Genomic DNA, 21474 nt, shown 5'->3' on the forward strand with positions numbered 1-21474 from the left:
CGGTTTCGGCGGCATTCTGCGCAACGCTTTCTGCCGTCGAACTCATCTCGGTGATGGCGGTAACGGTCTGATCGGTTTCCGAGGCGTGACGCAGCAGGATCTGGCTGGTGTGCGCCGAAGTGCGTTGCAGGTTGTCGAGGCTGGACGCCATGGCTCCGGTGGCCTGGGTGACTTCGCCGATCATGTTCTGCAGGTAGGCAATGAAGGTGTTGACCGAGTGGCCGATGGCGCCGAGTTCGTCTTCGGCGCGAATAGTGATGCGCCGGGTCAGATCGGCATCGCCACTGGACAGCAAATCGATGTCGGCCTTCAACGCTTTCATGCGTTGCACCAACTGGCGAATCGCGTAGACCTGCAACAAAACCAGCAGGATCACCAGCGGAATCTGCAACAGGCTCAGGGTGCTGAGGACGTCATCACGCTGGGCGGTGAGCATTTTCGTCGGCAGGGCGGTGGCGAGGAACCACGGCGTGCCTTCGATAGGACGCATGAAGAACGTGCTGGCTTCACCGTTGTTATCGAATTCGATGCGCTGCGCCTGATCGCGATTTTGCAGCCCGGCTTTGACCTGGCTGGCGAAGGTCGATGTGCCGGCCAGTTCGCTGATGTTCTTCAGCACGATCGGGCCACTGATGCGCGAGCTGTTGCTGATGATCTTGCCGTCGGCTTCGACGATCAGCATCTCGGCGTTAAGGTCTTTTTCCTTGCGCGCGACCAGATCGTTGAAGAAGCCAAGTGTGACGTCGATGGTCGACACGCCCCAGGCACTGCCGTTTTTCTGGATGGCCATGGCGCAGTTGGTGCGCGGCTCGGCGCTGGCGTCATCTTTGTACGCCGCCGCCCAGGCGCATTGACCGCGTGGTGTGGTCATGCCGCCCTTGTACCAGCTCTGGTCGTAATAGTTGGGGGCTGCGTCGCTGTTCCAGAACGTGTTCACGGCCAGTTTTCCCGACGCATCGCGGTGCCAGAACGTACTGAATTTGTTGCGCCCGGCTTCACGTTGCCCTGGCAGAGGCCAGATCCCGCCGCCGAATACTTTCAGCTCGCCGTACTGATCGACCAAACCTGGCAACACCGTGTCGATGGCGGCGCTGTCGAGCAACGGGATGGTCTGGGTGATGCTGCGCTGTTGCGCCTGCACTTTGTTCAACTCGCCCTGAATCTGCTCGGCCACTTCGGCGATGCGGTTGAGCACGACCTGTTCTTCGGTGTGACGCAGCTTGGGGGCGACCAATTGGCTTATGCCAACCACGGTCAGCACTGACAACAGCAGGATGAACAGAACCAGAAACAGCGTGTAGCGAGCCTGAATAGTGCGGAATGCGGGCATGGAGACCGGTCCTTGAGCAGCGTTTCTTATTAGGGGCAGGGTAAAAAAGTGCGGGTGTCGACAGCGTATCGTCGGCGCAGCAGGAAGCTTTAGGTACGCACGTGCTGAAAAGCAGTGATGCCGACGACTGGCCAGTATCGAGATCGATACACAAGCGCTGATCAGCGCACGCCAATAACTGAAAAAGCGATTTTCATGACGTTGTCATGACAGCTTTGGCGCAGATTCTGCGGGCCATGGAGCTTTTGTATCGAGAATGTACGAGAATTGTAAAAATGTGCAGAAAGAGGTTGGTGCCATCAGTTCGCCCGCCGATACTCGCGCCCATTAATGCCGTTCAACACGGATATTTTTTATGTTCATTTCACAGGGAGTCTTCTCATGACGATCGGTATTGTCGGCGGCTGGGAGAGCAAAGCAGGGGTTATGGTTCGTAACACCGGCGCGAAAAAACAAGTGGCCCAGAGCGTCAAGGTGCAGCAGATGCTCACTTTGGTCGGTACCAATCCCACCGCGCTGAATACCGCTGAAATGGACAAGCAGGGCATGCGCAAGGCGATCAAGGGCTTTGATCCTGCGAATGTTTCGGTAAAACAATTGGGCAATCTGAGCGAGATGCTGCGTAGCCGCGGTCTGATCTCCGAGATCACGTCCCTTACGTTGAAGAACGCCGGGGACAAGTTCGACCGTTTTGGCGTGGTCAAGGATATCGATGCCAAGTTCAACGCCCTGGAGTATTTCGCGACCCAACTGGATTCCATCCAGAACAATGGTCTCAATGGCAATGCCTATGGCAAGAGCCTGATTCCTGAGTTCAAGAAGGCGATCTATGTGCTGCAGAACCTCAAGACCTACGGTGAAGGCAACGCGCCGAAACCGGTCGACGAGGGCGTCAAAGCCAAGGCGTAAGCCTCGGTCGTATAGCCCGCTCAAGGCGTGAGCGGGCTGGTCGTGGTGTCGGCTTTGGTTCAGGAATGTGCTGACGTCTGACGGGCAATTTGCTGTTGTGCCTGATCATGCAGGCGCTGGATGTGCGGGCAGCGCAGCTCCAGCGTACGAGGCTGATAGCCGCGATGAAACAGCGCCAGCCACCCCTTGCTGCGATCATCCGGGGTGATCCCGGTGAACACGAAACCCATCGCCGACAGGCTGTCCACGGCCTCGGCAAAACCGCTTGCCAGCCTGAGCCGGATCGAGACCATCCAGTGCCGTGGCAGTTCTCGTAGCTGTTTAAGCAAACGGCTATCAACTTGTTTCAGCATTACGTCATAACGCCCGGAACATTGTTCGACACGCAGGGGCGGACCCACCCAGGGCGCGTCCTTTTCTTGCGTTCCGTATACGCTGCACAAATGCTCCATGAAGTCGCGACAGCTGTCTGGCCATGGCAGCGCCGGGAGTGGGCGGCAATAACCATCGATTGGCGTGTAGCCGATGACGATGGACTCCGGCAATGATTCACCAAACGGCGAGGGCACATAGTCGAGCATCAGTCCCGTGCTGCAGAAACCCAGTCGGTCGGCCATGCGTTGTGTGTAGGCATGCTGCGTCACTTGTTTGATCGTCACGCCATGGCAACCCAGCGCCTGTGCATGGATCAGCAGGCGAATGCCCAATTGCGTGGCGATGTTCTGCCCGCGAGTCGACGGGTGTACCACGCTCAATGCCAGTTCCGCCGTGTGCGATCCCGGATTCCTGCACAATGTCGCGTGGCCGAGGATTTTCTTGCCGGATTCCGCGACCAGCGAATGCCAGCGACCGTCGCCATGGTTCTGGTTGATCATCAACGGCAAATACACGTGCGGCTGCACGTAGTGGTCTCCATAGATTTGCCGAAACAGGCGGCTGACGGCCCTGGCGTCACAAGGGCGATAACTGCGCAGCGTCACCTTGTCCATGGACGTTGCTCCGCATGCGGGGGGACGTAGCTACGCTGGTCGACGACGCGTTGGTGTTTGCCGGAGCGCGGATGGCGAGTGAGTTCGTCGGGTGCGCAATCGGCGACCTGCAGTTCAAGTTGCTCATCAATGCAGAGTTGCGCGATCAGCGGGTACTGCTCGACCAGTGCCCGGTGCAGGGTTGCGTTGGTCTGGGCGGTTTCAGGACTGAGCACATCCGGAACCCATTTCAGGCACAAGATATCGACGCTGGCCGGTTGGCTGATGATCAGTTGCCAGTCGTCGCGGGCGGTGATGCGCTGAACGATTCCGGCAATGTCTTCGATCAACAGGGTCAGGCTGCTCACCCGCACCCGCTGACTGCTGGCGCTGCGGCCCAGCAAGGCGAACTTGCGCATCGCCGCGCCGGCCGGTTCGCGCCAGCAAGCGAGGTCACCCACGGGGTAGCGAATCAGCGGCATCAGCCGGCGGGTGAGGTTGGTGATCAGCAGTCGTCCGGTTCGGTCGCACTCTTCGATCACTTCACCGGTGTGTTCATCGACGATTTCCAGCACGCTGTGGCTGGCCAGCATCCGGTGCTCGCCGAGGGCGCAATCGCGGCTCGTGGCGCCGATGAAGCCGGCGTCGACACTCGCGTAGCCGATGGAGGCAATCCGCGCATTGGGGAACACCCGGCGCAACGCCTGCAATTGTCCGGTGAACAGGCTTTCTCCGCCGTAAAGGATTGTCTCGACTTCACCCAGGGTTCGCGCCTGACGCTCCAGCACGCCGGCGAATGTCAGCAATTGTGCGGGTACGCCGGCCAGCACATTGATCCGGTGTTGGCGGATCGAGTCGGCCAGCACCGCAGGGTCGACGTCACCGGTAAACGGATATTCGGTAACACCCGCTGTTTCGTGCGCCAATGCGTCGTGGATAAAAACGAAACTGGCGTACAGATCGCCGACAAAAAACAGATTCGCCACCCGATCGCCGGGACTGAGTTGCCCAGCGAGATGGCCGCCGAAGTCCCGCACAAGTGTCTGCCACTCTTCGCGGGTAAATACTGATAGTTTACCGGCGCTGGTTGTTCCGCCGGTCTTGAATACCAAGGCGCGTTCGACCGTTGAAGTCAATACTGGCCATTGTTCGAAGTTGTCGCTACTTGCCCAGTATTGTTGTGGATCGATCACCGGAAGTTCATCCAAAGTGCTTGTCTGCGGTGTAACTTTTTGCAAATGTCTGGCGTAATACTTTGAATGTTCGCGGGCAAAAGCAAACAACTTGTTCAGTTCAGGTATTGGATTCATGGTGTTCTCTTTAATTATTCGGGCCATCGCCGCCGATTGCTGTTAACGGCGCGCGTCGATTACTGGCGGTATCTTTCCGCTGTGTCTGTTTCTGTCGAAATGTTGTGGTTCGCAGGGTTGCGCTTGCACGGTGAGCAGTCGGGTGCGCACAAGTGTTGCAAGTGTCGAGTAGCCCTCGAGTCGGCTGAGAATGTCTGCGGGTTCACCAGGGCTGCGGATCAGCAGGCGCTCGAGGCCATCGGCAGCGTGATCGAGGTACAACTGAAACGGCGCTTGCAAGTGCCGGGCGAGTTCGTTCAGACAGATGAAATCGCTGCCGATGCGCAGCAGCCGGCCGTGTCGTTGCAGCAATTCGAAACGCGGCGAACTCAGCCCGCATGGGCAGGCGCCGGGCAGCCAGCGGCCGGTGTCGCCGACGTCATAACGTTGCACTTGCTGGCCTTCACGTGCTTTGGAAGTGAACAGCAAGCGGCCAACTTCATCGCCAGCGACAGGCACGTCCTGCTCCAGGTCGACGATTTCCAGATGCTGGATAGCGTCCATCAGATGAAACACACCGTCACCGGTAGCGGCGCAGGCATGTCCGAATGGTCCCGCATCGACACTGCCGTAAACCGCCGAACGGATGCTGGCGACGCCGCAGCTTTGCAGCAATTCGCGACACTGATCACTGATGTGCTCACCGCCGAGGAAGACTTTTTCAATCGCGCCATAACGACTCAGACGCGGCCCCTCGTTGAGAAACAATCGATGCAGCGTGCTGGGCATGCCGATCAACACAGTCACGCGCTGCTCGATGATCACTTGCGCAATGTCGCGGTAATCATCGTCGGCCGGCGCGCCCATGGGCAGGTGCGTCGCACCGAGCAACTCCAGCACCTTGGCAAAACTGAAGAAACCGCCGTACAGGCCGCCACTGAAGAACAGGTTCATCACCTTGTCGCGGCGCGGATCAAGGCCCGCGGCGAACAGCCCGTCGGCCGCCGCGCGCATTTGCCGTTGAAAATCGCGGTAACTGAAGCCCGACAGCGCCGGTGTGCCGCTGCTGCCGCCGGAACGGAAAAACAGTTGCGCCGCCGCGGTGGTCGGTTGCGCGATAAACGCTGCTTTGTCGGTGATCGGCAGCCCCGTCAGGGTCAGCGGGCAAGGTGCCTGGTCGAGGTTCATGTGGGCCGGCAACTGTGTCGGCGCGAGGCTGACCGACACGCGTCGGCTCAGGCGTTGCAGTGCGTAAACGCCGTCGTGGGGCTCGCCGTCGTAGCCGTCGTGGATCGCGTTGATCGGCGTAATCCGGCTGACACCCGCCGCAATCAATGTGCGCGCGAGTTCATTGATCTGCGCCTCACCGCAGACCAGCGCGCAACTCTGTAACACGTTGCGCCACGGCAGCAGCGTTTGACTCAGCTGCGCCCGTGGCAGCGGTTTGAGCAGCAACGTGCGAAACAGCGGTGAAGGCGCCAGCGACTGATCATGGTTCCAGATCAGCCGCCAGCCCGGCGCGCTCCAGACTTGCCCGGTGCTGCCGGAAAAGCTCTGGCCCAGACGGGCCATTTGAGTATGGCTGGTGATCTCGCTGGCTTCCTGAATGGTCGGGGTCAGCGCCGGCCACTGCCCGGCACGGCGCTCGAATGCCTTGGTCAATGCGCAGCCGATATCTTGCAGGGCGGCCGGATCGTCGCTGTCGACCAGCAACCATTGCGGGCTGGAACAGGCCTGTTGATCCAGTCGGCAGACCTCATCGACGATCGCCTCCAGTGCCGTCGGCGAGACCGCGTCCGGTGTCAGGTAGGCGAAACTGATGCGGTGCCCCCAATCGATCCAGCGGCATCCGGGTGGCAACTGTTGGCGGATCGCTTGCAGCGCCGCTTCGCCACCCCACGCCGATACGCCATTGGCCATTTTGCACAAACGACCGATCTGCGCCGTGGACACGGGTAACACCGCGACGTAATGGCGTAGTTGTCCGCTGGGGTCGCATTGCACCAATGCGTGCAGCAGGCGTGCGGTCAGGCCTTGGTCGCTGCGGCTGGGGCGTAGCCAGTTGAGGTTGCCGGCCAGCAGGCTTTCGAGCATGGCGCAGCAGGCCAGCAGTGGCGCGTTGGCCGGGGTGACGTGAACCACCAGGCCCAGGGGACTCCAGCGTTCAAAGCGCGACTGCTGATAATCAACGCGCCGCAACGAATCGGCCTGATCGCCCAGTTCGCGTTCAAGCTTGGTTTGCAGGGCGTGAGGCTGACAGAAGGCAATCAGCGCCTGGCGCTGTTCGTCATCCAGCGGCAGTTCGGCGCTGTGCAGTTGCTGCGCAAAGTTGGCCGCGGCGGCCAGAACGATGGCGCTGTCCAGCGGTGTGCTCAGGTGTTGCGGCAAAGTCTGATGCAGTTGCGCCAGTGCGTTGTCGAGGTCGATTTCGGCGAAAAGCTCTCCGTGGATCAGGTACATGTCAGTGCCTCCCCAACAATTCGGAGGCGGCCATCGCGCAGCTCCTGCCGGCGGTGGTGCCTGCACGGCCATGCAGTTCGAACCAGTCGCTGGCGAGGCCACAGCCGCAACTTGAGCCGGGGTGCAGCGTCGCCAGATCGCTCATCACGACCGCATGTGCCGGGCTGGACGAAATGTAGGGAGAGACGAATCCCAGCAAGCCTTGCTGACCATAGGGCTGAACGGAAAAATCCAGCGGATTGCGCACGTAAGCCTTGGCGTAAACCGGCACATGAAAATGATGCCGGTCACATTCGATGTACGGCACCGCGTGCTCGACCGCACCGTAACCGTCGCGGCACCGCGAGGTTTCGATGCCCAGTTGCCGGGCGATGCGTCCATACAATTGCTGTTTGGGGATTTCCTCGCTGGCCCGGGTTTTCCAGCCACCGCCAAAAAATGCCAGCGAACCTGCCGGCAGTTTCAACTCAGGCACGCCGGTGGCCTGCATGTGTTGCAGGGTCTGCCAAAGGAACGCCGGGAAACCGAAAATGCGCACGGGCAGACCTTCTTCGGCGAACGATTGCAGGGCCGTGATGACGCCGAACACATCGAATTGATGGCCGTCGCCGTTACTGCGCAACGCGTAGGCGACGCGGTTGACGGGAGCAAAGCGGCACAGAAACTGATCGGTGTACGACGTTCCCAAGGTGATCGCCCCCTGCGGTTCATAGCTCAGCAGCAGGTAGTTGCACGGCGTATCGGCCGAGTGCCAGCCGTAATGGTTGAAAATCCGCTCGACCATGAACTGAGCGCCCGCAAGGCTGCGCGGGTCATAACGCATGCGGCTTTTCTGGCCACTGGTGCCGGACGATGTCAGTTCCAGCGCGTGCTCCCCGGTCGGGCTGAGCAGCAATTGCTGTTTGAAAAAGTTGGCCAGGATCGGCGGCAGACGGGACCAGTCATCAAGGTTGTCCAGGTCCTGTTCGTCGAGGCCGTTGGCATTCAGCCAATGGCCGTAGCCGGGGGTGTGCCGGCAATGAAACCGACTGATCTCGGTCATGGCCTTATCGAACAGGCCTACCGGCACAGAATCCGGGCAATAGGGGTGTGGCAACGCGCAAAGTGCGTCGCTGGCGGGGAAGTGATTCATTCAATATTCCTTTACTGAGCAGAGGCGGAGTCGGAGGGGGGGCGTTGCAACAAACCCTGCAACAGTGGGAGACACATCAGTCCGCTGAAGGCGGCGCAAAGCGCGAAAAGCTCGAGGCGTGCGCCACCGCCGATGGTGGCAATCAGCAAGCCGCCGAGGCCCATCACAGCAATCGAAATCATCCCGACCAGGGCCGATACCAGACCTTTACTGTCATCACTGGCAAACAGCGCCAGGCGATACAGCGCGGCATTGCTCATACCCAGCCCGACTGCGTACAGCGCCAGACTGGCGACCACCGGGCCGAGTCCGGCGCCAGCCAGTGCGCAGACGATCAGGGTCAGAAGCCCCAGGCAAAAAGGCCAGAGCGCCAAGCGGATCAGTTGCGGCAAGGCGTGCGTGATCAGCAACCGGTCAAGGATCAGATTGCCGGCAATCACCGCAGAGAAAATCGGGATCTGCCACATGCCATATTCAAGCGGCGTGAGCCCGAGCAACTGGATCAGCAGCAACGGTGCAAGGCCGATCCAGGCAATCAGCGGCAGACTCATCAGCCCCAGTGCGAGGCTGGCGGCGAGGAATCGGCCATTGCCGAGCAGGGCGCGGTAACGTCGGCAGGTCTGCTGCCAGGAAAAACGTACGGCAGGTTGCATCTGACCGTCTCGACGGACGACGCCGACGGTTTCCGGCATCCACGCCAACAGCCCCAGCCAGACCATCGACGCGGCTAGGCCTAGGCCCAGAAACACTTCGCGCCAGGACAGCCATTGCAACAGCAGAATGCCCAGCAGCGGCCCCACCAACGGTGAAAGCAGTGCGATATTGCCGAGCAGCGCCATCAAACGCACCGCATCAGCCTCGCAAAACACTTCCTGAAGGGCCGGATAACTGACCGCGACAACAAAACCCAGGCCCATGCCTTGCAGCAATCGCAGCAGATTGAAAGCTTCAATGCTCTGGATGGTGAATGCCCCCGCGCAGGCCACCGCAAACAACGCGCAGCCGATCAACAATACTCGCCGTCGACCCCATTGATCGGAGAGCGGCCCGATCAGCCATTGCAGGCAGACACCGCCAAGCAGATAAAGATTGAAAGCGTTCGGTACATGCCGCACATCGGCCTCAAGTTCGGTAGTAACGCTTAACATCGCAGGCATGATCAAGTCGCTGGCCATATACGTCAGAAGTTCAAACGCGCTAATCGCCAAACAGAATCCGAGCGCTTGTCGCGGCCGGATCTGTATAAGAGTTCTCTGCATAAACGTTCCTGTTAGTGAGTGGAAGGAAGTTGCCAGAGACTAGTTGCACAGGCGCGCCCGACCTATTGTTTTGCTGCGACATTAGATTTCAAATGCTTGCAACTTATTTAGTGATTGGATTTGGCGCAGGCAGCGAGTTAGAGCGTTGTGCTCAATGCATTTGGCAAAAACAGAAAAGCCCGCAACGGGGCGGGCTTTGTTTGAAGTTGATCGGACTTGTTGTTTTCCTGCCACGGTCTGTTCATTGGCAAGCGGGCAGGGCGAACAATCCTGTTCTAGCGATGTTGGTAATAACCAGGGCCACCCTGGTAATAACGGTGGTGACCGTCATGCCAGCCGCCGTGGGGGAAGATGATGCAGCCACTCAGGGTCAGCAGGGCAAGAACGGGAATCAGCCAGGTGATTCGACGCAGCATTTTGAAAATTCCTCATGGTTACGCCGTCATGAAGCGAAAACTCTTCATCGGCTGTAACATAAGACCCCGATTGCATCGGCGCATCCCCGTAGAACGGTAAGTGCATGGCATGCAAGCGGATACAAACCGGATACATTTCAAAGTTTCAGGAAGCCGCAATGACCCACAAGCAACGCTTGATTTATTCGATTCTGATCGCCGTGTCGGTCCTGGCCATCATGCTCGGCCTGTCCTGGCTGCAAAATGCCGGCATGATTTCAGAGAAGACGTTTCAGTTCGTCGCCATTGGTGTGGCGGTGATCGTGGTGGTGATCAACGGCGTGATGCGCCGCAAGGTCAAGCCTTGACGGCGATGGCTGTACGCTTCAATCGTGGTTGAGGACGGCTGCGGCCTGTGGATGCAGGCTGTAGCTCTTGTCTTCATTGAAGGTGATCACGCCTTCGGCGCACAGGCGCTTGAGCACCTCGCGCACACTGAGGAAGGACAGCGGAATATCCAGATCCAGCAATTGGCTGTGGACACCGCGCACGCCGAGGCGCCGTTCGCTTTGTGCGGCGACCAGCAGGGCGTCGATGACTTTCAGACGAATCAGGCTGGTGCGCAGCCCGAAACTTTTCAGCAGCAGGCGGATGCGTTCGTTACCGTGACGCTCGACGCGCTGCCCGAAATCGCTCGCGTGTGGGCTCATGGAGACTCCTTTGGGGGCCTGGCTACCGTCCGTTGGTAGTTGCGAGTTGTACATGCGATTACTCCTTTTCAGAGTCTGATCGGGGTGGTTTTTTTGCGCTCTCTAGAACGAGACGTATCAGCACGACAAATCATGAAAGAAAAAATGTAGAAATTTTGTCGGGGATTTGTCTTTTCCTTGTGATTGGGGGGTGGCCTTGGCGGCCTTTGGGCCGACCAGGCTCTTTGGGTTTTGGGTGTATATCCGTTTTTTGGGTGTTGCGGCTGGCGGTTTCGCTCTTACAGCGAGTCCCTTTGGCAAACGCCCCAAAGGAACCAAAGGTCTGGGCCCCGGCGTTCGGCCCGCTCGCTGGGGCTCGGGGTTCCTTCGCTCCGGGATCGATCCGGGGGCATCGCTTCCGGTTTGCTTCGCTGCACCTCCTTTCGATGTGTTCGACTGCGTCGAACGGTCGCTGCGCTCCCACCCCCGGATCAATCCCTCCACTCAGCCTGCCGAAGGGGCCAGCACGGCAAGATCAAGAGCTGCAGCCGAGCTAACGCTCATCCTGTTGAGTGGTCAGGAGCGGGTGAGGGGCTTTTGATCTGCTTCAGTGTTTGAATTCGACTCGGTGTGCACGTCGGCGTAGCTCTCGCAATCACCTCGGTCAATTCCTTCTCCCTCTGGGAGAGGGCTAGGGTGAGGGGCTGTTGATCTGCTTCAGTGTTTGAATTCGACTCGGTGTGCACGTCGGCGTAGCTCTCACAATCACCTCGGTCAGTTCCTTCTCCATCTGGGAGAGGGCCAGGGTGAGGGGCTTTTGATTCTGCTTTGGGGGGTTGCGTGGAGAGCCTAAATTTTTTCCGCTGACTTCGTTTCTTCGACAGGCTCATTGCGCGTGGACGCGTGGGTGTTTCCAGAGCGGAGTCGTGCCAGCGCCGGTTTCGCTCTTTGGCATGTCGATCAGGAGCGAGCGTGATTATTTCCAGACAGTTAACCGGACTGACCTTGGCCGGCGTGTTTTTTGGGTTGAGTTGTTCAGCCCATGCGTTCAGCCCGGCCACGGATGTCAGCGCCGATATTCGCCGTACCGCTTTTGGGGTGCCGCATATTCGTGCGCAGGATGAGCGCGGGCTCGGGTTTGGCATCGGTTATGCCTATGCGCAAGACAACCTGTGCCTGCTGGCCAATGAGATCGTGACGGTCAACGGACAGCGTTCACGTTATTTCGGGCCGGAGCAGTTCACGGTCGAGCAACGCGAAAACCGTGTCAGCGATGTGTTTTTTACCTGGCTCAACACGCCGCAAGCGGTCGAGGCGTTCTGGCAGGCGCAGCCTGTGCAGGTGCGTGATCTGGTGGAAGGGTATGCGGCTGGCTACAACCGCTATCTGGGGGAGCGCCGGCAGCAAAGCTTGCCGCAACAATGTCAGGGCGAGTGGGTGCGTGAGATTACGCCGCAAGATCTGGTGAAGCTGACCCGTCGGCTGTTGGTCGAAGGCGGTGTTGGCCAGTTTGCCGAGGCGTTGGCTGGGGCGACGCCGCCGCAGGCGACCGCGGCGATCGCACATGATGTGCAGGCCTATCAGTTGGCCGATGCGCGTCAGCAACGCTTTGCTCTGGACCGTGGCAGTAACGCTGTTGCGGTGGGTAGCGAGCGTTCGTTCAACGGGCGCGGGATGCTGTTGGCCAACCCGCATTTCCCGTGGGTCGGTGGCATGCGTTTCTATCAGATGCACCTGACCATTCCCGGCAAGCTCGACGTCATGGGCGCAGCGTTGCCTGGGCTGCCGATGATCAACATCGGCTTCAATCAGCATCTGGCCTGGACGCACACGGTCGATTCGTCGAAACACTTCACCTTGTATCGTCTGCAACTCGATCCGAAGGATTCCACGCGCTATTTGCTCGATGGCCAATCCTTGCCGCTGAACAAGCAGACAGTCACTGTGCAGGTGAAACAGGCTGATGGGCAGGTCGTGCCGGTTTCGCGTGATGTCTACAGCTCGCAATTCGGGCCGATCGTGCAATGGCCGGGCAAGCTCGACTGGGACAATCAGTTCGCCTACAGCTTGCGTGATGCCAACCTCGACAACGATCGCGTGCTGAACCAGTGGTACACGATGAATCAGGCCTCCACGCTTCAGGCGTTGCAGGATTCGGTGCACAAGATTCAGGGCATCCCGTGGGTCAACACCCTGGCCGTGGATGACAAGGGTCAGACGTTGTACATGAACCTGTCGGTGGTGCCGAACGTCAACGCCGAGAAGCTGGCCAAGTGCAGTGACCCGCGTATCGGTACGCAAATGATTGTGCTGGACGGCTCCAACAGCGCCTGCGCGTGGGATATCGATCCGCAAGCAGCGCAGAAGGGCATTTATGCTGCCAGCCAATTGCCGCAACTGCTGCGCAAGGACTTCGTCCAGCACTCCAACGACTCGGCATGGCTGGCCAATCCGGCGCAACCGCTCACCGGTTTCTCGCCGCTGATCAGCCAGGAAGGTCAACCGTTGGGCTTGCGTTCACGGTTTGCTCTGGATCGCCTGAGTACGCTGAGCAAGAAAGGTCCGCTGGCAGTGAAGGATCTGCAGCAGATGGTGATGGATGATCAGGTGTATCTGGCGACTCAGGTGGTGCCGGACCTGCTGAAGTTCTGTGGCTCTGACCTGGGGGCCGACGCGCAGGCGCTGAAGCCGGTTTGCACCAGCCTCAAGGCATGGGATGGCCGCGCCAATCTGGATTCTGGCCTGGGCTTGATGCATTTTCACAACATCATGCAGGCCTTGCAGGCTTCACCGGATGTCTGGCGTGTCGCGTTCGATCCCAAGGATGCGCAACACACGCCGCGTGGTCTGGCAGTGGAGCAGCCGGCGGTGGCCAAGGTACTGCGTGAGGCAATGCTGGCGTCGGTCGAGTCGAGCGCGAAAATGGGCCTCAAGCCGCAAACCCGTTGGGGTGATATCCAGGTCGTCAGCAGCGGCGGGCAGCAGACGCCGATTCACGGCGGCCCGGGTACGTTGGGCATCTACAACGCCATCCAGAGCGTGCCGCGTGAAGACGGCAAACTCGAAGTGGTCAGTGGCACCAGCTACTTGCAAGTCGTGACCTTTGACGAAAACGGCCCGCACGCCCAAGGGCTGCTGGCGTTCTCGCTGTCGAGCGATCCGGCGTCGAAGTATTCGCGGGATCAGACCGAGGCGTTCTCGAAGAAACAATGGAGTGTGCTGCCGTTTACCGAACAGCAGATTCAGGCTGATCCGCAGTATCAGGTGCAGACTGTGCGCGAGACGCTGGACAAGGCAGGGAAGGTTGCCACGCAATAACCCGAGCGTTAATCGCGTCGAGCCTGAAGGCCGCATCCTGCAAGGGCTGCGGCCTTCAGCTTTTTGGTGGCTGTTGCGGTATCGGGTTGATCACCGGGTTACCTTCCTTGTTACGGGTCAGGTAGACCGGCAGTACCTTGGGCAGGCTGTTGGCGAAGTTGTTCAGCTCTTTGATGTTGTAGATACCACCCACGCGGATCGCACCGGTACTGTTGTCAGCCAGCTCCAATGGATTGTTCAGATAACGGTTGATCAGGGGCAGCGCTTCGCTCAATGCGAGGTTATCCAGCACCAGCTTGCCGTTGCGCCATGCCAATGACGTGTCACCGGCGTAGGTCTGGCTGATCTGCGGCATGTAGTCGCCCTGTTTGTAGCGCGCCTGCATCGACGGGCCGAGGCGCAAACCATCGCCTGGCAATGAGCGGTTGCTGGTGACCAGCACCGAACCTTCGATCAGATTCACCCGCACCTGGTCCTGATACATCCAGACATTGAAGCGCGTACCCGTGACGCGAATCCTGCCTTCGCCAGCGCGAACGACAAACGGGTGAGCCGTGTCGTGGCTGACCGTAAAGAACGCTTCACCTTTTTTCAGGGTGACGCGGCGTTCGTCCTTGTAATTGCTGAAGGTCAGGTCGGTGTTCAGGTTCAGTTCGAGTTGGCTGCCATCACTCAGCGTGACCTGGCGGACCGTATCGGTGGCGGCAAAATGCTGATAGCTGTCGGGCAGCCAGCCCAGACTCCAGCCGGTATACGCCGCCAGCGGCAACGCGAGCGCACAGACACCGGCAGCTACAGCGAATTGACGCCACGAGCGTGAAGGCTGAGGTGCAGGCATGACCGGAGCAGATGCCGGGCGCGGCAAATGTTCGGCCACGTCCCAGATTTCCAGCATGGCTTCATACTCGAATGCATGCAGGGGATGAGCGTCGTGCCATTGCTTGAATGCGCGACGTTCTTCTTCCGTACAGTCATCGGCGTGCACTCGCATGCACCAATGCGCGGCGGCATCGGTGATCGCATCGTATTCGGCTTCCGAGAGAGTGTCTTGGGTCATTGACTCGTCCTGATTTCGCCCATTCTAACCTTGTCGGGAAGTGACCGAGAACATCCGTCATGGCATTTACCCATCAAAGTGGAACTTATTTTTCCCTCAGGCACCCAAAAAGCAGGACGACAATGACCACTCTGTACAAATGGAGAAAAGAAATGATCAAGAAGACATTCGCAGCGTTGATTGCCACCGCCGGTTTGCTCAGCGCAGGCGCAGCGTTGGCCGATCGCCCGAGCGCTGGCTGGGTCACCATCGAAAAAGCCATCGAGATCGTCAAGACCAAGGCCGGTTACGTCGAGGTCTATGAGATCGAAGCCGACAACGACGGCTACTGGAAAGGCGAAGGACGCAAGGCTGATGGTAGTGTTTACGAGTTCCGCATCGACGGGGCATCGGGCAATGTTTTGCGCGACCAAAAGGATTGATCACGCTGTAAATACTTAGTGTGTTCGAAAAAAAGCGCCGGCCTCAGACCGGCGCTTTTTTTTGTGCCACTGGGCACGGTGACGCTTACCTGGAATTCGCCTGGCTTGATGTGGGCGCCGGCAACGGTATCGGTGCCGGTGGTGGATCCAGTTGCCTGCCCAATTCGCTGATAAGCAGCGCGATCGAGTCGGCGTTGGCCATCATCACGTCTATGCGCGCTTCATCAGCGAGCGGATTGCGAAACGCTTTGCGCGCCTCGGCAAGATTTCTGGTTTTGGTCAGGCTGAGCACTTTGTTGTAAGCCGTGGCTTGCTCCGGTAACTGACCCAGTTCCACCCACACTCCTTTCTGATTCTTGTCCGCGAATAACTGTGCCGGCGTGGTGGAGCGCGACAAAGACTTGCGATAGCGTTCCAGAACGGTTTTGAGCAGTTGACCGTCTGCAATGTTGGTATCGATAAGGTCCGGGTACGGACTCATTGCCTCTACGGAGACGAGGTCTTCGCTGTCGCAGATCAAATGCGACAGTTCGTGGAGCAGCGTGACCGCGCGAGCATGGGAGTCGACATTGAACCTGGGCGGCAAATAAGCGGTGTAGGTATCCAGTTTCGGATTGAAAAAATGTTCCGTGAAGTGCACGACCCTTCGCCTGTCTTCCTTAAACACAAAGGCCACCGTATCGTCGTCGTAGCGCGCATTGAGGCCCGCGAAAAAACGCTCGGTATAGAGCAAGTCATCTTTAGGGTCCGTCAGCTCCCGGCAAAGGGGCAGGATCACCTTCTCGATCTTCTTCAGCAACATGGGCGTCACCTGCGACACTTCGAAAAAGTCCCTCAGGACTCTTTCCACGCGAGTGCCGCCGAGATTGTCGCGGTGTACGACAAAGTTATGCAGGCAATTCAGCGCGTAAGTTCTCGCCCGCCCGACCGCCTGCTGGATCACGAACGCTCGGGCGGGGTACAAACGGTTGATTTCCGCCATTCCTCTGGCCTGGATAAGCATCAGAACTGAACAGTGCTGCTCAAGTCTGGTTTGCAGAGGCGCGCGCCTCTTCGATCGGCAGCGATGCACGGCCTGACCGACGGGGGCAAGCACCAGTCTTGTGTTTTTCTGTTCAAGCGCAGGTCCCAGCCCCCCGTCTTTCTTGCGCAAGTGCCACGTCTCTTCAGACAGGAGCACCGGATAGACCTTGCCGGCAATCGCCGCGTACTTGCGTGTATTCGACGCATCCGCATACACCAGTTTATTGGCTTCGAACTTGAGGTTTTCGAGTGCGGTGCTGGTTTCATAAGGCTGTAAGTTGGCGCGAGAGGGTGTAACCGGCGGGACTTTTGCCCAGCGGCTGGCGACTTTTTCCGTCGTATTCTCCAAGGCTTGCACAACCTTTGGTCCTGGCGCCGGCGTTTCAGCGGCAAACTCGGCCGTCTCCGATTCTGCCTCTGCTTCCCAGGACAGACGCCCCAGGCTAAACAGCGAGATCGCCCCGGCGATAAAGCTTTTCAGAGCGTTGGCCCAATGATGATCCTGCAGGTTTTCGGCGGACTCCTTGAAGTCGTTGTAGCTTTTCCACAGAAAAAACAAAGAGGCAATTTTCCCCGGCAAGAGATGGGGAACCAGACGCACACCGTGACAGAACAGAGACTTCGCGGTCTCCCAATCGGCTTGTGCATTGATCTGCGGCTGGCACCTGAGAAGTTGCGGCAGCAGACTGAGCGTGTCCTTGTGCAAATGCTCCAGCAGATTGCCGCTGATGGGCGTGCTGTGAATTTTGATTTCACTGGTTTTGCCAATCGTCGTTTGCAGCAGGTTCTTGAAAACGGCCTGTTGCCCGGAAGGCAGGCGCCGGATGATCAGGTCCTGAAAATGCCCCGGTGTATTCAAGGTCTCGACCAATTGCGCTTGGTTCTCGAATTCCCGAAATACGAAGCGCGAGTAGGGTGCGTAGAGCACGCGTGGCCCTGTATGTCCCGCGCCGGGGCCAATGACATAAAGTCCGAGGGTGTCAACGAAATCGGCACCGGAGGTCTTGATCAATGACAGCGGGCAAGCGATGGCGTGCGCACCCTGCACCGTGGCGCGCGCTATGCCGTCCGGCATATCCAGCACTTGGCAAATGTAGTCGTACCCGGTTTCCGATAGCTGCTGTTGCAACTTCAAGGCATGCGCGTGCTGCATCAATTGCCAGGGCAACTGACGGAGGAAACGCGCTTTGCTGGTGCGTGCCGACTCGCTGTTGGCTGACAGCGAGTCGGTGACTTTTCGCGTGTAGGTGGTGGTGATGTCGAGGGATTGCAGCAGTTGCTGCACCGCCGACTGATCAAGCTTTGCCGGCAATGCGCTGGCGATTGTCGAGGCAACCTTGAAACCGGTGCCCTGCACGATGTTGTAGTGATGCAAGGCAAAGTCGAGCAGGTTGCAAGGCGGGCCTGCCAGCGTGAGATTCGGGGTGATCTGGATTTCCTGTGGCTTGAGGTCGGTACCCGGGAATCGCGCGTCGAGCAGAGTCTTCAGCGTTTGCTCGACATGGGTGGCCAACGCGGGGACGTCGTGGAGAAAATCCTTGCCCTCGATAACACTGCGCCGCACCTCATCCAGCAGTGCCAGTTGTGTGCGTTGTTCCGTGTCCGGAGCCATGCGCAACCAGTCGGGGAAATCCTGTTGACGGACGAAAGTCCGGGTCAGTTCGATGGCGCGGCGCAGATTGGTATCGATGGTCGTGTTTGCCATTTGCGTGAGGGAGTTCGCGAGGACGGACTTGTCCGTGATGCAAACGCGTAACGCCTCACAACGGGCCAGGAAATGGTCAATGGCCGATTGCATGCGATCATTCAACACGTCGCCTTCAATCAGTTGTAACGGGCCCAGTGTGTATTGTTGATCCAGTCGATAGTGTGCCGTTGGCAAATTTTCCAGCAGCGTCTGAGACTGGTTGTTGTTGTCCAGGCGCCGTTGCAATTGCTTTTGCGCAATGGCGATGTCGTCGAACGATTCCAGGCCCATGGCTGGCGTCCAGAGGATCACCCGTCCGGAATGCTCGGCGTCCATGCCTCCGCGCTCGGTCAACAGCACGCAATGCGCAAGCGGCAGTGCATCGCTTTTGCCTGCGCAGGTGAGGATCAACGACCAGGCATCTGGCCGAAAACCATTGAACGCCAGGCGATCCCTGCGTGTCGCGTGTTTTGCATCGAACACGGTCTCGACTATTTTCCGTTCGACCGTCAGCCAGGAACCGCTGAGATTTCTCACGTGCGCCTCGGCGCGCACGCCATCCTCAAAAGCCTGCGCCAGTTTCCATCGAATGCCTTGGAGAAACACGCGTTGTTCGGCGCTGCTCGCGGTCGGCTGGTCCTTGAAGTGACGGCTCAGATTCTCCTCGTCGCGTTCGAGTGTTATCGCCAGTTGCGCAGCCTTGTCGGCCTGCACCCGTGATGAGAGCGGCGCACTGGCAAACAACGGTCGGGTACTCCAGCGCTCGTTGACGTCGAGCTTGAGCAGGCGCTCATGAATCATCGAACGGATATCCAGCGCCTTGTCGAACAGCGCATGGATATCGGTCGTGCGCTCACTCTGACGGAAGAGCTGCAAGGCGAATTCAACGTTCTGCCGCTGCTTGGTGAGGATCGCTTCAAGCAGCGTGGCGATGATGTCGCCGCCGATGTTTTCCCCGGACACTTGAACCTGGGTAAAGCCGAGATAGCGATTGCGTTCCTCCAGGCTCATCAGTCCATACAGCTCGTCTTCATGGCCGGCCGCACTGAGTTTGGCGATCAGCGTCTGTTTCAGATCGGAGTAGTCGGTGAGGACTTGCAAGCCTTGGGTCGGGGTGTAGAGATAAGCCTTGTCATGGTTGATCATCAGCGAGCCGGCCAGTTCGACATGGGCGGTCGCCTCACGCAAGCACACGGTTTCGAAGTTGGGCCGTCGGAACGCCACCTTCGGCTCCCGGATCACGCTGTGCAGGGCGTCGAATTCGCTGGCGCAGAGGATTTCCGTTTCGCGCTTGAGCATCAAATCGGCACGCATTTGATCCTTCAACGCCTGGCTGAAGCACAGGCGTCTGGGCGAACCCTCGAATGCAGCGGCGTTCCAGTAGGCCTCTAGCTGTCGAAACAGCAGCATGGTCAGTTTCCCTGACGCAGACTTGATCGCATCGGCCCAGGCAGCCTGATCTTCCTCCTGGCTTGCGCGGGCCGGGTGGGAGAATTGCGCTGTCTGGCCGCGTGGCCAGCCCTGACGGCGAAAGTGCAGCAACAGCGCTTCACTCAATGACATCGAACGGATCCATTGCCTGATATCTCCGGACAGCGGGGCGCTGTCGGGATAGAAATTGACGCGGGTGCGCGACTGCTGCAAACCGGCAAAATGCGCTTCGAGCAATTCGTCGAGAATCTTCTCCAGCAGGGTGGTGAGCGACGGCAGCTGTTTCAGTTCATCCAGCAGGTCGCGGGCGCAGGTGTCCTGAGACTGGCGGATCGTGGCGCTTTGATCGTCAAAGACATCGCCTGCGATGGTTTCGCGGGTGAGGGTAATGCCGCGTTTCTCTACCAGTTCCTTGCGCAGCGAAACACTGAGAAAGGCCAACAGATCATCCGTTTCGTCAGCGTTGTCGAGGCGTGTCTGCAGGGCATCTGTCAGCGCTTTTTCATCGCTGTACTTTTTCAGACCGTCGTAAGGGGTGTACAAAAACACGCCACTGTCATCCGGCCCGGCGCTGAGTACAAAACTGCCGGCCAGCGGTACAGCCAATTGCTTGTCGGCGTTAAGCAGAATGCGTTCGGCCAGCATGGGCGGTGTTTGTTCGCTGCGCAGGGTGTGGGTTGCCAGCTGCACATGCGCGAGCCAGCTGAAATCTTTGCTGTTGAGCCCGTGCGTTCGACCTGGGTCGTCATGCTCACCCTGGAATTTGAGTATGTCGGGGAATAGCAATGGGCTGGACATCTTCGCAACTCTGAACGGGGACGCCTTGGGCGGGGAGTTCAAGAGTAGGCAGGCAGGTCGCCGTGCAGGCGGTACATAGTTACCGCACACATCGAGTTGAAATGTGCCATGGACCAATGCCCGCCATCGCCAATCGAAGGGTTGACAGCCAATAGCTCCGGCATGGTTAATCGGCGGGCAAGTCGTCCGTACGCTGTTGTTCCCTCCAATAATCATTCTGGAGCTTCAGATGTCTGCGCCACACGATCATGTGTCCTCTGCCGTCTCGTCCTCGTTGTCACTCGAAGCGCTGACGCAACTGCTTGAAACGATTTTTCTGCGCCACGGCACCTCCGCCGAAGTCGCGCAAGTGCTGGCCGCCAACTGCGCCGGCGCCGAGCGCGACGGTGCCCACAGCCACGGCGTGTTCCGCATTCCCGGGTATGTCTCGACCTTGAACAGCGGCTGGGTCAACGGCCACGCGGTGCCGCAAGTGGAGGATGTCGCCTCGGGATTTGTCCGTGTCGATGCCGGCAACGGTTTCGCCCAACCGGCACTGGCCGCCGCCCGGCCGTTGCTGGTGGAGAAGGCGCGTAGTGCCGGGATTGCCGTGTTGGCCATTCGCAACTCGCATCACTTTGCCGCGCTGTGGCCGGACGTAGAGCCCTTCGCCGATGAAGGTCTGGTGGCGCTCAGCGTGGTCAACAGCATGACTTGCGTGGTGCCGCACGGCGCCGACCGCCCGCTGTTCGGCACCAATCCGATTGCATTCGCGGCACCACGGGCCGGTGCTGCGCCGATTGTTTTCGATCTGGCCACCAGTGCCATCGCCCATGGCGACGTGCAGATCGCTGCACGCAAAGGCGAGCGGCTGCCGGCCGGAATGGGCGTGGACAGCCTCGGGCAGCCGACGCAGGATCCCAAAGCGATTCTCGAGGGTGGGGCGTTGCTGCCGTTCGGCGGGCATAAAGGTTCGGCGCTGTCGATGATGGTCGAGTTGCTGGCGGCCGCATTAACGGGGGGGAATTTTTCTTTCGAGTTCGATTGGGCCAATCATCCCGGGGCGAAAACACCGTGGACCGGTCAATTGTTGATCGTCATCGACCCGAGCAAAGCCGCCGGGCAGAGTTTTGCCGAGCGCAGTGGTGAGCTGGTGCGGCAGATGCACAGTGTCGGCCTCAAGCGTTTGCCGGGCGATCGTCGGCATTGGCAACGGAGCAAGTCGCTGGCTGAGGGCATTGTGCTGGATGCGCAGACGCTGGCGCAGTTGCGTGAACTGGCAGGCGCTTAAGTTTTCGCCAGGCATAAAAAAGGCGAACCCAGCAGGG

14 protein-coding genes and 1 pseudogene are annotated in these 21474 nt (G+C 59.0%); 5 read left to right on the top strand and 10 right to left on the bottom strand.

Features of this window, described 5'->3' with window-relative positions:
• Positions 1-199 precede the first annotated feature (199 nt).
• A pseudogene (locus M9827_RS27960) lies at positions 200-1330 on the bottom strand (HAMP domain-containing protein); the annotation flags it as partial.
• 381 nt (positions 1331-1711) lie between these two features.
• Between M9827_RS27960 and M9827_RS08260 the strand changes: the two are divergent.
• Positions 1712-2239, top strand: coding sequence for a hypothetical protein (locus tag M9827_RS08260; RefSeq protein ID WP_250604979.1), 528 nt, complete (start codon positions 1712-1714; stop codon positions 2237-2239).
• Positions 2240-2298: 59 nt separating this feature from the next.
• Here the strand turns inward: M9827_RS08260 and M9827_RS08265 are convergent, their stop codons facing one another.
• From M9827_RS08265 to M9827_RS08290, 6 genes are all read right to left on the bottom strand, one after another.
• A complete protein-coding gene (locus tag M9827_RS08265) occupies positions 2299-3228 on the bottom strand; it encodes a GNAT family N-acetyltransferase (protein ID WP_250604981.1) in 930 nt (309 codons plus the stop codon).
• The gene (locus M9827_RS08270; protein WP_250604983.1) at positions 3216-4517 is read right to left on the bottom strand and encodes a phenylacetate--CoA ligase family protein; all 1302 of its coding nucleotides are present in this window, start codon (positions 4515-4517) and stop codon (positions 3216-3218) included. The genes M9827_RS08265 and M9827_RS08270 overlap by 13 nt, the downstream gene beginning before the upstream one ends.
• Positions 4518-4559: 42 nt before the next feature.
• A complete protein-coding gene (locus M9827_RS08275; RefSeq protein WP_250604985.1) occupies positions 4560-6956 on the bottom strand; it encodes an acyl-CoA reductase in 2397 nt (798 codons plus the stop codon).
• 1 nt (position 6957) lies between these two features.
• Positions 6958-8088, bottom strand: coding sequence for a LuxE/PaaK family acyltransferase (locus M9827_RS08280; RefSeq protein WP_250604987.1), 1131 nt, complete (start codon positions 8086-8088; stop codon positions 6958-6960).
• 11 nt (positions 8089-8099) lie between these two features.
• Positions 8100-9347 (bottom strand): MFS transporter, encoded by a 1248-nt coding sequence (locus M9827_RS08285; protein WP_250604989.1) that lies wholly within the window; start codon positions 9345-9347, stop codon positions 8100-8102.
• A 275-nt stretch (positions 9348-9622) separates the two neighbouring features.
• Positions 9623-9763, bottom strand: a complete 141-nt coding sequence (locus M9827_RS08290; protein WP_250604991.1) for a hypothetical protein — start codon at positions 9761-9763, stop codon at positions 9623-9625.
• Positions 9764-9921: 158 nt separating this feature from the next.
• Between M9827_RS08290 and M9827_RS08295 the strand changes: the two genes are divergently transcribed.
• A complete protein-coding gene (locus M9827_RS08295; protein WP_038363103.1) occupies positions 9922-10110 on the top strand; it encodes a hypothetical protein in 189 nt (62 codons plus the stop codon).
• Between the two features lie 18 nt (positions 10111-10128).
• Here the strand turns inward: M9827_RS08295 and M9827_RS08300 are convergent, their stop codons facing one another.
• On the bottom strand, positions 10129-10506 hold the full coding sequence (locus M9827_RS08300; protein WP_095050747.1) for a fe2+ zn2+ uptake regulation protein: 378 nt from the start codon (positions 10504-10506) through the stop codon (positions 10129-10131).
• An 897-nt stretch (positions 10507-11403) separates the two neighbouring features.
• On the opposite strand from M9827_RS08300, the gene pvdQ reads away from it, so the two are divergent.
• Positions 11404-13749, top strand: coding sequence for a bifunctional acylase PvdQ (gene pvdQ / locus M9827_RS08305; protein WP_250604993.1), 2346 nt, complete (start codon positions 11404-11406; stop codon positions 13747-13749).
• A 55-nt stretch (positions 13750-13804) separates the two neighbouring features.
• Here the strand turns inward: pvdQ and M9827_RS08310 are convergent, their stop codons facing one another.
• Positions 13805-14806: a FecR family protein gene (locus M9827_RS08310; RefSeq protein WP_250604998.1), complete on the bottom strand. Its 1002-nt coding sequence runs from the start codon at positions 14804-14806 to the stop codon at positions 13805-13807.
• Between the two features lie 152 nt (positions 14807-14958).
• Here M9827_RS08310 and M9827_RS08315 point away from each other — a divergent pair, with 152 nt between their 5' ends.
• The gene (locus M9827_RS08315) at positions 14959-15228 is read left to right on the top strand and encodes a PepSY domain-containing protein (protein ID WP_250605003.1); all 270 of its coding nucleotides are present in this window, start codon (positions 14959-14961) and stop codon (positions 15226-15228) included.
• A gap of 85 nt (positions 15229-15313) precedes the next feature.
• Here M9827_RS08315 and M9827_RS08320 read toward each other — a convergent pair whose 3' ends face one another.
• Positions 15314-20167, bottom strand: a complete 4854-nt coding sequence (locus M9827_RS08320) for a dermonecrotic toxin domain-containing protein (protein WP_250605005.1) — start codon at positions 20165-20167, stop codon at positions 15314-15316.
• A 229-nt stretch (positions 20168-20396) separates the two neighbouring features.
• Here M9827_RS08320 and M9827_RS08325 point away from each other — a divergent pair, with 229 nt between their 5' ends.
• Positions 20397-21437, top strand: a complete 1041-nt coding sequence (locus M9827_RS08325; protein ID WP_250605007.1) for an Ldh family oxidoreductase — start codon at positions 20397-20399, stop codon at positions 21435-21437.
• The last annotated feature ends 37 nt before the right edge of the window (positions 21438-21474 follow it).

It is taken from the genome of Pseudomonas sp. AKS31, from assembly GCF_023634765.1.
Lineage (GTDB): Bacteria > Pseudomonadota > Gammaproteobacteria > Pseudomonadales > Pseudomonadaceae > Aquipseudomonas.

Bases quoted from the DNA above. Each gene is read 5' to 3' on its own strand.
- M9827_RS08270 (WP_250604983.1), bottom strand. From the start codon at position 4,517: ATGAATCCAATACCTGAACTGAACAAGTTGTTTGCTTTTGCCCGCGAA.
- M9827_RS08285 (WP_250604989.1), bottom strand. From the start codon at position 9,347: ATGCAGAGAACTCTTATACAGATCCGGCCGCGACAAGCGCTCGGATTC.
- M9827_RS08310 (WP_250604998.1), bottom strand. From the start codon at position 14,806: ATGACCCAAGACACTCTCTCGGAAGCCGAATACGATGCGATCACCGAT.
- M9827_RS08325 (WP_250605007.1), top strand. From the start codon at position 20,397: ATGTCTGCGCCACACGATCATGTGTCCTCTGCCGTCTCGTCCTCGTTG.
- M9827_RS08320 (WP_250605005.1), bottom strand. From the start codon at position 20,167: ATGTCCAGCCCATTGCTATTCCCCGACATACTCAAATTCCAGGGTGAG.
- M9827_RS08265 (WP_250604981.1), bottom strand. From the start codon at position 3,228: ATGGACAAGGTGACGCTGCGCAGTTATCGCCCTTGTGACGCCAGGGCC.
- M9827_RS08300 (WP_095050747.1), bottom strand. From the start codon at position 10,506: ATGTACAACTCGCAACTACCAACGGACGGTAGCCAGGCCCCCAAAGGA.
- M9827_RS08315 (WP_250605003.1), top strand. From the start codon at position 14,959: ATGATCAAGAAGACATTCGCAGCGTTGATTGCCACCGCCGGTTTGCTC.
- M9827_RS08260 (WP_250604979.1), top strand. From the start codon at position 1,712: ATGACGATCGGTATTGTCGGCGGCTGGGAGAGCAAAGCAGGGGTTATG.
- M9827_RS08275 (WP_250604985.1), bottom strand. From the start codon at position 6,956: ATGTACCTGATCCACGGAGAGCTTTTCGCCGAAATCGACCTCGACAAC.
- M9827_RS08295 (WP_038363103.1), top strand. From the start codon at position 9,922: ATGACCCACAAGCAACGCTTGATTTATTCGATTCTGATCGCCGTGTCG.
- M9827_RS08280 (WP_250604987.1), bottom strand. From the start codon at position 8,088: ATGAATCACTTCCCCGCCAGCGACGCACTTTGCGCGTTGCCACACCCC.
- M9827_RS08290 (WP_250604991.1), bottom strand. From the start codon at position 9,763: ATGCTGCGTCGAATCACCTGGCTGATTCCCGTTCTTGCCCTGCTGACC.